The 7815-nt window shown below is 66.9% G+C and carries 6 protein-coding genes and 1 pseudogene; 3 read left to right on the top strand and 4 right to left on the bottom strand.

Annotated features, from left to right (window positions below; all coding sequences use genetic code 11):
* Together Q8814_RS22875 and treS are read right to left on the bottom strand one after the other, a co-directional pair.
* The coding region (locus Q8814_RS22875) for a maltokinase N-terminal cap-like domain-containing protein (RefSeq protein ID WP_408015971.1) at positions 1-774 on the bottom strand (774 nt) is incomplete at its 3' end.
* Entirely contained in the window at positions 771-2564 is a 1794-nt protein-coding gene (gene treS / locus Q8814_RS22870) for a maltose alpha-D-glucosyltransferase (protein ID WP_330154267.1), read from the bottom strand. The genes Q8814_RS22875 and treS, both read right to left, overlap by 4 nt.
* Before the next feature lie 192 nt (positions 2565-2756).
* Here treS and Q8814_RS22865 point away from each other — a divergent pair.
* Both Q8814_RS22865 and Q8814_RS22860 read left to right on the top strand, forming a co-directional pair.
* Positions 2757-3940, top strand: a pseudogene (locus Q8814_RS22865) (acyl-CoA dehydrogenase family protein).
* A complete protein-coding gene (locus tag Q8814_RS22860) occupies positions 3931-5319 on the top strand; it encodes a phosphotransferase family protein (protein WP_330154266.1) in 1389 nt (462 codons plus the stop codon). The pseudogene Q8814_RS22865 and the gene Q8814_RS22860 overlap by 10 nt, the downstream one beginning before the upstream one ends.
* A 9-nt stretch (positions 5320-5328) precedes the next feature.
* Here Q8814_RS22860 and Q8814_RS22855 read toward each other — a convergent pair whose 3' ends face one another.
* Together Q8814_RS22855 and Q8814_RS22850 are read right to left on the bottom strand one after the other, a co-directional pair.
* A complete protein-coding gene (locus Q8814_RS22855) occupies positions 5329-6729 on the bottom strand; it encodes a DUF2254 domain-containing protein (RefSeq protein ID WP_330154265.1) in 1401 nt (466 codons plus the stop codon).
* Positions 6726-7667 (bottom strand): cation:proton antiporter domain-containing protein, encoded by a 942-nt coding sequence (locus tag Q8814_RS22850; RefSeq protein WP_408015970.1) that lies wholly within the window; start codon positions 7665-7667, stop codon positions 6726-6728. The genes Q8814_RS22855 and Q8814_RS22850 overlap by 4 nt, the downstream gene beginning before the upstream one ends.
* Here Q8814_RS22850 and Q8814_RS22845 point away from each other — a divergent pair.
* On the top strand, positions 7615-7815 hold a 201-nt coding region (locus tag Q8814_RS22845; RefSeq protein WP_330154268.1), incomplete at its 3' end, for a hypothetical protein. The genes Q8814_RS22850 and Q8814_RS22845 overlap by 53 nt on opposite strands.

The raw sequence follows: 7815 nt of genomic DNA, 5'->3' as shown, positions 1-7815 counted from the left end.
CTCGAGTTCGATGTTCTTGTTCTGCAGACGCTTCCGGGTTTCGTCGAGCAGCAGATCTCCTTCGAGCAACAGGTCGCGCACACTGCCCAGCGCCATCGACCAGCCGTCGGCAGCGTTGGCGGCGAAATCCTGCACCATCGCGAGGGTCGTGGGTGTTCCTTCGATCTCCGTCTCGATCCATGCCCGCACCGGGGCCACCGAACGGCAGCCCGCCTCGCCGAGCGCCAGATGCAGTTCCACATCGGGATTGATGCCCGGGTTGATGCGGCGGAACATCTTGAGCAACAGTTTGTCTCCGAGCACCACGGACGTGTTCGACTGCTCCGCGCTGAGCGCGTGCCCCCGCAGTCCGGGTTCGATCACCGCGCCGGGGGCGGTGTGCAGTTCGACCGGTCCGTACACCTGACCCGCCGCCAGACTCCGCGAATAGAGATCGATCACTTCCTGGTCGCGTAAACCGTCGTAGGCATAGGCGGTGCGACCGGAGGTATCGTCCGGCGTCGCGAGCGTCCAGGGTGCGAGATCGTCGGACAGAAGAGCGCGGTAACCGATCGGTACCTGATAGATCTGCTCCGGTCCCGTCGCGAACGCCACCTTCACGAGGAGATGGTCGGCACCGAAACCGGGCTCACGCACCAGGGGCTGACGCAGCAGCAAGCGCACGCCGGTGATCGTGTTGCCCTTCGCGGCGAACCACCTCTGATGCGGCAACCACTCGGTGAGGCGGGAGGCGAGCTCGGCGTCCCCGTAGAGTTCGTCGTTCGAAGCGGTCATGGCTGCACCGCCGCTTCGGCCTCGCTGCTCACCGGATGCTCGCCGGGGCCTTCTCGTGACGGGTCGGGCTGCAATGCGAACCAGAAGAAGCCGTGGCCGGGCAGTGTGATCATGTAACCCTCCTCCGTGATCGGCGGGAACGGAACCGAGCCGGTGAGTTCCACCGGAATCCATCCGGTGAACCTGGACAGGTCCAGGACCACACCTTGCGGATACCGGGACAAGTTGTTGACGCACAGGATGATGTCGCTGAAATTGCGCTCCGGACCGCTCGGCATCTCCCGCAGGTACGACAGCACCGCGGGATTCGCGCTGCCCAGTTCGGTGAACGCGGCCTTGCCGAACGCCGGGTGCTGTTTGCGGACCTGGATGAGCCGCCGGGTCCAGTGCAGCAGCGAATTCGTCGAGTTCAACTGGCTCTCCACATTGACCGACTGGTACCCGTATGTGGGGTCCATGATCGTCGGCAGGTACAGCCGAGCGGGATCGGCGCGGGAGAAGCCGGCATTGCGGTCCGGGGTCCACTGCATCGGCGTACGGACCGCGTCGCGGTCGCCGAGCCAGATGTTGTCGCCCATCCCGATCTCGTCGCCGTAGTACAGCACCGGAGAGCCGGGCAGGCTCAACAGCAATGCAGTGAACAACTCGAGCTGATTACGGTCGTTTTCCAGCAGTGGCGCCAGCCGCCGCCGGATCCCGATGTTGGCGCGCATCCGCGGGTCGGTGACGTACTCGGCGTACATGTAGTCGCGTTCCTCGTCCGTCACCATCTCGAGGGTCAACTCGTCGTGGTTGCGCAGGAAGATCCCCCACTGGGCACTGCTCGGAATCGCGGGTGTCTGTGCCAGGATCTCCGAGATCGGGAAGCGGTTCTGCCGGCGCACGGCCATGAAGATCCGGGGCATCAGCGGAAAGTGGAAGGCCATGTGGCATTCGTCGCCCACCTCGGGTTCGCCGAAGTACTCGACGACGTCGCTGGGCCACTGATTCGCCTCCGCCAGCAGCACCCGGCCCGGATATTCGGTGTCGACCACCGCGCGGCACTTCTTGAGAAACGCGTGCGTCTCCGGCAAATTCTCGCAGTTGGTGCCCTCCCGCTCGAACAGATACGGCACCGCGTCGAGCCGGAACCCGTCGATCCCGAGGTCGAGCCAGAACCGCAGGACGTCGATCATCGCGTCCTGCACCTCGGGATTGTCGTAGTTCAGGTCGGGCTGATGCGAGAAGAAGCGGTGCCAGTAGTACTGCTTGCGCACCGGATCCCATGTCCAGTTCGACGTCTCCGTGTCGACGAAGATGATCCGCGCGTCCTCGTAGCCCTCGTCGGTGTCGGACCAGACGTAGAAGTCGCCGTAGGGACCGTCCGGCTCGGTGCGCGACTCCTGGAACCAGGCGTGCGTGTCGGAGGTGTGGTTCATGACCAGGTCGGTGATGACACGGATGCCCCGTTCGTGGGCCTGGTCGAGGAACGTCACGAAATGGTCGATCGTGCCGAATTCCGGTAGTACGGCACGGAAATCCCGAATATCGTAGCCGCCGTCCCGCAGCGGTGAGTCGTAGAACGGTGGCAGCCAGATGCAGTCGGCGCCGAGCCATGCGATGTAGTCGAGCTTCTCCGTCAGACCCTGCAGGTCACCGATACCGTCGTGGTTCGAGTCGTTGAACGCTCGTACCAGCACCTCGTAGAACACGGCGGTCTTGAACCAGTCGGGATCGACCGGCAGTCGGCGTGCGTGGGCGAAGTCCTCCGACTGCGTCTCGACGAGATGCCCGTCGGCAGTGTGAACCATTCCCTCTGCCGGTTCGGTCGGGTCGGCTGGTCTTTCCGCTGGCATGGCACCTCCGTGCGCGTCGACTCGCTGTGCAGATGGTTCCGGCATTCCCCCGGATCGTAGTTTCCACACACACCGGACGCGTGCGGTACGGAGGTACGGTACGGAAAAGGCATGTGACCGCACCTGTGCACCGATAGATTGGCCGCCATGTCAGCGAACCGGCCGGAGGGCCGCGTGGCCGAGCTCTGCACCCGCATGCGCTCCTTCGTCGACGACGAGGTGATGCCGCTCGAATCGGTATTGTCGCGGACCGGTGACGAGGCGACCGTCGCGCTGACCGGGCTGAAATCGCGCGCGAAGGAACTCGGGTTGTGGGCGCTCGGGCATCCGGAAGAAATCGGCGGGGGAGGACTCCCGTTCCTCGACTTCGTCTACCTCAACGAGATCATCGGCCGCTCCGAGTTCGGCCAGCTCGCCGTCGGGTCGGTGTCGATGCAGGACGCGTTGATGCTGCACCGGCACGGCACCGACGAACAGCGCGGCCGCTGGGTGCCCGGTCTCGTGTCGGGGGAGATCCTGCCGTCGGTCGGCATGACCGAACCGGAGGTTGCGGGGTCCGACCCCGTACTCGTACGGACCACCGCCCACCTCGACGGGGACGACTGGGTGATCAACGGGCACAAATGGTTCACCACCGGCGCACGCGAGGCCGGTTACTGCACGGTGTTCGCGCGGACCGAGCCCGAATCGGCTGCACCGCACCGCAGTATCAGCGCCATCATCGTGCCCACCGACACTCCGGGCTTCGAAATCGTCCGGTCCGTGCCGACTATGGGACACGACCCCAGTGATCACTACGAAGTGCGATACACCGACGTGCGCGTGCCGGCATCGAACCTGCTGGGCGCACGTGGCAACGGCTTCGTCGTCGCGCAGGACAGGCTCGGGCCGGGCCGGATCTTCCACTGCATGCGCTGGCTCGGGCAGGCTCAGCGCGCATTCGAGCTGATGTGTGTCCGCGCGAACGAACGCTTCGCACACGGTTCACTGCTCGCCGAGAAAGGCGAGATCCAGAGATATGTGGCCGAATCCGCGGCCGAAATCCATGCCGCCCGGCTGATGACCCTCGACGCGGCACGTGTCATGGACTCGGGCGCCGATGCGCGCGTGCAGATCGGACTGGTCAAATTCTGGGGGGCGCGGATGCTCCACAACGTCATCGACCGCGCCATCCAGGTGCACGGCGCGCTCGGCCTGACCGCCGACACCCCGCTCGAGCGGATGTACGCCAGGCGCGGTACGCCCGGATCTACGACGGTCCCGACGAGGTCCATCGGATGTCGACCGCACGCCGATTGCTGCGCGACCCGGACACGGCACCGTGGCGGTGAATCCCGACGCCGGCGCCGTCACAGCCCAAGCGCTGGCCGAGGTTCTGGCGGGACAGGGGTCGACCGCTGTGTCGGTGACCGAACTGCGACGGCTGACCGGCGGAGCGAGCAGGCAGATTTTCTCGTTCGATGCCGTCCGGGGCGACGGCACACGAAGCGCGTACGTGTTGCGTCGCGACCCATCCGGACACGGTGATGCCCCCCGGATGCGCGCCGAAGCGGCGTGCCTGCGGGCCGCGCGCGCTGCCGGAGTGCCCGTCCCGCGGGTCGTCTCGGCCGCCGACACCGCACCCGGCCTCGACTCGCCGTTCCTGATCATGGAAAGGCTTCCGGGAGAGAGTATTCCGCGTCGTATCCTGCGCGACGAGTCGCTCGCGGCGGCACGCGCGAGACTCGCCCACGACCTCGGCGCGATCGCCGCGCGGATCCATGCCGTGCCTGTGTCGGAGGTGCCGATGCTCGCCGACGACGATCCGCTCGACGCGATCTCCGGCATCTACCGTGACTTCCACGAACCGCGCCCCGTCGTCGAGATCGCTCTACGGTGGCTCGCGGCCCACCGACCCGAGACGCATCGAAAAGTGCTGGTACACGGCGATTTCCGGCTGGGTAATCTGCTGGTCGGCACGGGTGGGGTCGAGGGTGTCCTCGACTGGGAACTCGCCCACCGCGGCGACCCGATCGAAGACCTCGGCTGGCTGTGCGTGCGCGCGTGGCGCTTCGGCGGGACCGCACCGGTGGCCGGCGTCGGTACCCGCGAAGAGTTGCTCGACGGCTACGAGCGGGAAGCGCACTGGCGCCCCGACCTGAACGACCTGCACTGGTGGGAGGTGTTCGGCACGCTGCGCTGGCTCGTTCTCGGCCGCTTCCAGGCACAGCGCCACCTCCGGGGCGACGAGCGATCGGCGGAGTTCGCGGCGATCGGCCGGCGGGTGTGCGAGTCCGAATGGGATCTGCTGCGCATCCTGGGCATGATCGGTCACGGCGACGCACTGCCGCCGGAGCCGCGACCGGAACCGCACCATCGAGGTGACCTGCACGGGCTCCCCGACGTGCCCGGCCTGCTCGATGCCGCGATCGCCGAACTCGGCGACGGTATCGCGCCGGCCGTCGACGACCCCGGTGCCGCGTATCGCTTGAAGATCTGCGTCAACCTGCTCCGGATCGCGCAGCGCGAACTCGTCGTCGGCTCCGCGCAACGCGCTGCGCATGCGGGCCGGCTGACGCGAATCGGGTGTCGGGACGAGGCGGAGCTGGCTCTGCGCATCCGTACCGGGCAGCTCGATCCCGCGGACCCCAATGTGCGGTCGGCCGTGGCCGGCGCGGTGGCCGAGAGACTCCGGGTCACCAACCCGCGACATCTCGTGTCGCGCGAGTGACCGGCAGGTTCAGGACCCGGTACCGGGTGGAATCGGATCGTCGGATTTCGTTGTCGGAGTCCAATGTCGATCGAGCGCACCGCGTACCTGCCGAGCGAGGTGCTCGAGGCGAGAGCGGGTGACCGCATCGTGGTCCGTGACGTGCTCCTGCACACGAAGGAGCTGATCGAGGATCGCCGCGTGGTGCTCTCCGGTCGTGGCCTTCCATGCCAGCTCTCGCAGCATCGACATCAGTGCGTCCAGCAGCATCGGATCGTCGGCCCCGTAGAGGCGCGGCTGGGTGCACACCAGATCCAGCAGTTCGGTGAAGGTCGGTCGCGGCACCACCACCCGCACCCGGTCGTGCTCGTCGCACAGGGTGTACGGGCCGAGCCGGCGGTCGAGCAGTTCGGTCAATACCGCTGTGCCCGCGACCAGTCCGTGCACAGCGGTGGTGGGATCGTTGATCCCCGGCGACAGGGCACGCACCACCACGTCGGTCATCTGCCGCAGGCCGTAGCCGATGTCCTGCACAGCGGTGCGTTCACTGCCTATGCGCAGTGCTCCGCGCACCTGCTCACCCAGCGCGTCCACCGTCTGTTCGGTCAGCGGCTGCCGCGGATCGGTCGACCATGCGAATGCGACCGGTGCGCCGGCGAGCACCGGACTTCCGACGGGCCGTTCCACCCATACCAGGGCACCGCACTGCGCCGCCGCGTCGAGAAGTCCGCGTTCATCCAGCTCGACCAGGAAGCCGGACGAGGTTGCCTCGATGATGTGCGGGTCCGGCGCCGGCTCGGGCATCGGCACCGGAGAACTGTTCTGCGGGAACGTAGGCAGGAGACGTGCTGCTGTGGCGCAGGTGTCGGCGCGAACCTGTTCGAGCACCGTTTCGACGCGGATCTGCCGGACCAGGTGCCCGAGAAACAGCACCAGTGCGATGACACTGGCTACCGCGAGCAGGTACGCCGCGGTCACCGCCAATTGGGGCACGAATCCGGTACTGCCGGAATCGCTACGCACGGTCCGCAATACGGTCAGTGCATAGACGAACGTTCCCAGGAACAGCGCCAGGGTGCGCTGGACGACACGGTCCGCGGCGAAGGTGCGTAGCAATCGAGGAGAGTACTGGCTGCTGGCGAGCTGCAGCGTCACCAGGGTCAGCGAGAACGTCAGTGACGTGACGGTGATCAACGAGGCTGCGATCGCGCTGAGCACCTCGCGCGCGGCGTCGGCCCCACCTCCGAACAGATAGCCGGCCACGGCCGGTGGGAGGCGGTGGTCGATGGCGGTGTCGAGTTCGGGCAAGCCGATGCCGGCCAGCACGGCCAGCAGAACCGCGGCAGCCGGGATGGGCCACAGCCGCGAACGCAGGGCCTCGGCAAGGACGTGTCGTCGATCCAGCGCCGTGGAGATCGGCCCCGACGTCATCCGGGTTCCCGTGTCGCGGTGGCCGCCGTGGTCACCGCGGACTCGGCGCGACGGTACAACACCCGCCCGGGCGCGGCGGTGACACCGAAGATCACCGTGCTCGCGGCCAATACCAGTGACCCTGCCGCCAGGACAGCTTCGTTCACACCCATCCGCTCGGCTTCGAGCGTGAGATAGAACAGCGCGGACACCCCGATGGGGCCGAACCATCCCAGATACAACGCATCGGGCATCGACAGCCGCAGCGGCCGACGCAACAGGAGCAGGATCGGCACACGCCGTAACGCCAGTACGGTCACTGTCAGTGCGACGCCCGCCCAGCCGAGTTCGGCCCATTGCTCCCAGGGCAGCACGGCGCCCAGCAGCACGAACAGTGGCAGTACCGCGAATCGATTGACCGCCTCGTCGATCGGCACTTCCGACGCCCGCTCGCTGCCGGTGCTGGTGAGGTTGAAGGCCAATCCGCCCGCGAAGACCGCCAGTACCCCGTCGACATGAATCAATCCGGCGACACCGAGAATGCCCAGTGCGAGCACGACGGTGAAGAACAGTGCCGGAGCCGGGTCGGTGGCGCCGTACTTCTCACCTCCGCGCAGCGCGCGGCCGCCGGCCCATCCGCTCACCACCCCCATCAGGATTGCGCCGGTCACCTGCCACAAGGACTCGAGCGCTGCCGTACCTGCTCCCATACCCCCGGCGACGGCGATCGCGGCCAGCACGAGCGGCAACGCCAATCCGTCGTTCGCGCCGGACTCGAGTGAGAGAATCTGCCGATTCCGCGCCGGAAGGTCCTTTTCGGCAGGTTCCCCGGTCACCACGTTGGAGGCCAGGACCGGGTCGGTCGGGCACAGGGCCGCGCCCAGCAGTACAGCCGCAGCCAGCGGCATGGACAACAATCCCCACCCCAATCCCGCGGTGACCATTGCCATCACCGACATCGCCACAGCCAGCAGCAATACCACCGGCATCACATACGACAAGCTGCGCGGCGGCAGCGGCATCCAGTGGCCGTGCAACGACGCGAATCCCGAGGGCACCGAACGTCTGTACCTCGACGGGAAGTTCTGGAGTTCGCCGCAGTACTGC

It is taken from the genome of Rhodococcus chondri (genome assembly GCF_036327435.1).
Lineage (GTDB): Bacteria > Actinomycetota > Actinomycetes > Mycobacteriales > Mycobacteriaceae > Rhodococcus > Rhodococcus chondri.
Note: the sequence above shows the minus strand (reverse complement) of the source record. Positions and strands in the feature narration are given on the sequence as shown.

Coding starts and splice junctions, on each gene's coding strand:
- treS (WP_330154267.1), bottom strand. CDS start 2,564: ATGGTTCACACTGCCGACGGGCATCTCGTCGAGACGCAGTCGGAGGAC.
- Q8814_RS22855 (WP_330154265.1), bottom strand. CDS start 6,729: ATGACGTCGGGGCCGATCTCCACGGCGCTGGATCGACGACACGTCCTT.
- Q8814_RS22850 (WP_408015970.1), bottom strand. CDS start 7,667: ATGTCGGTGATGGCAATGGTCACCGCGGGATTGGGGTGGGGATTGTTG.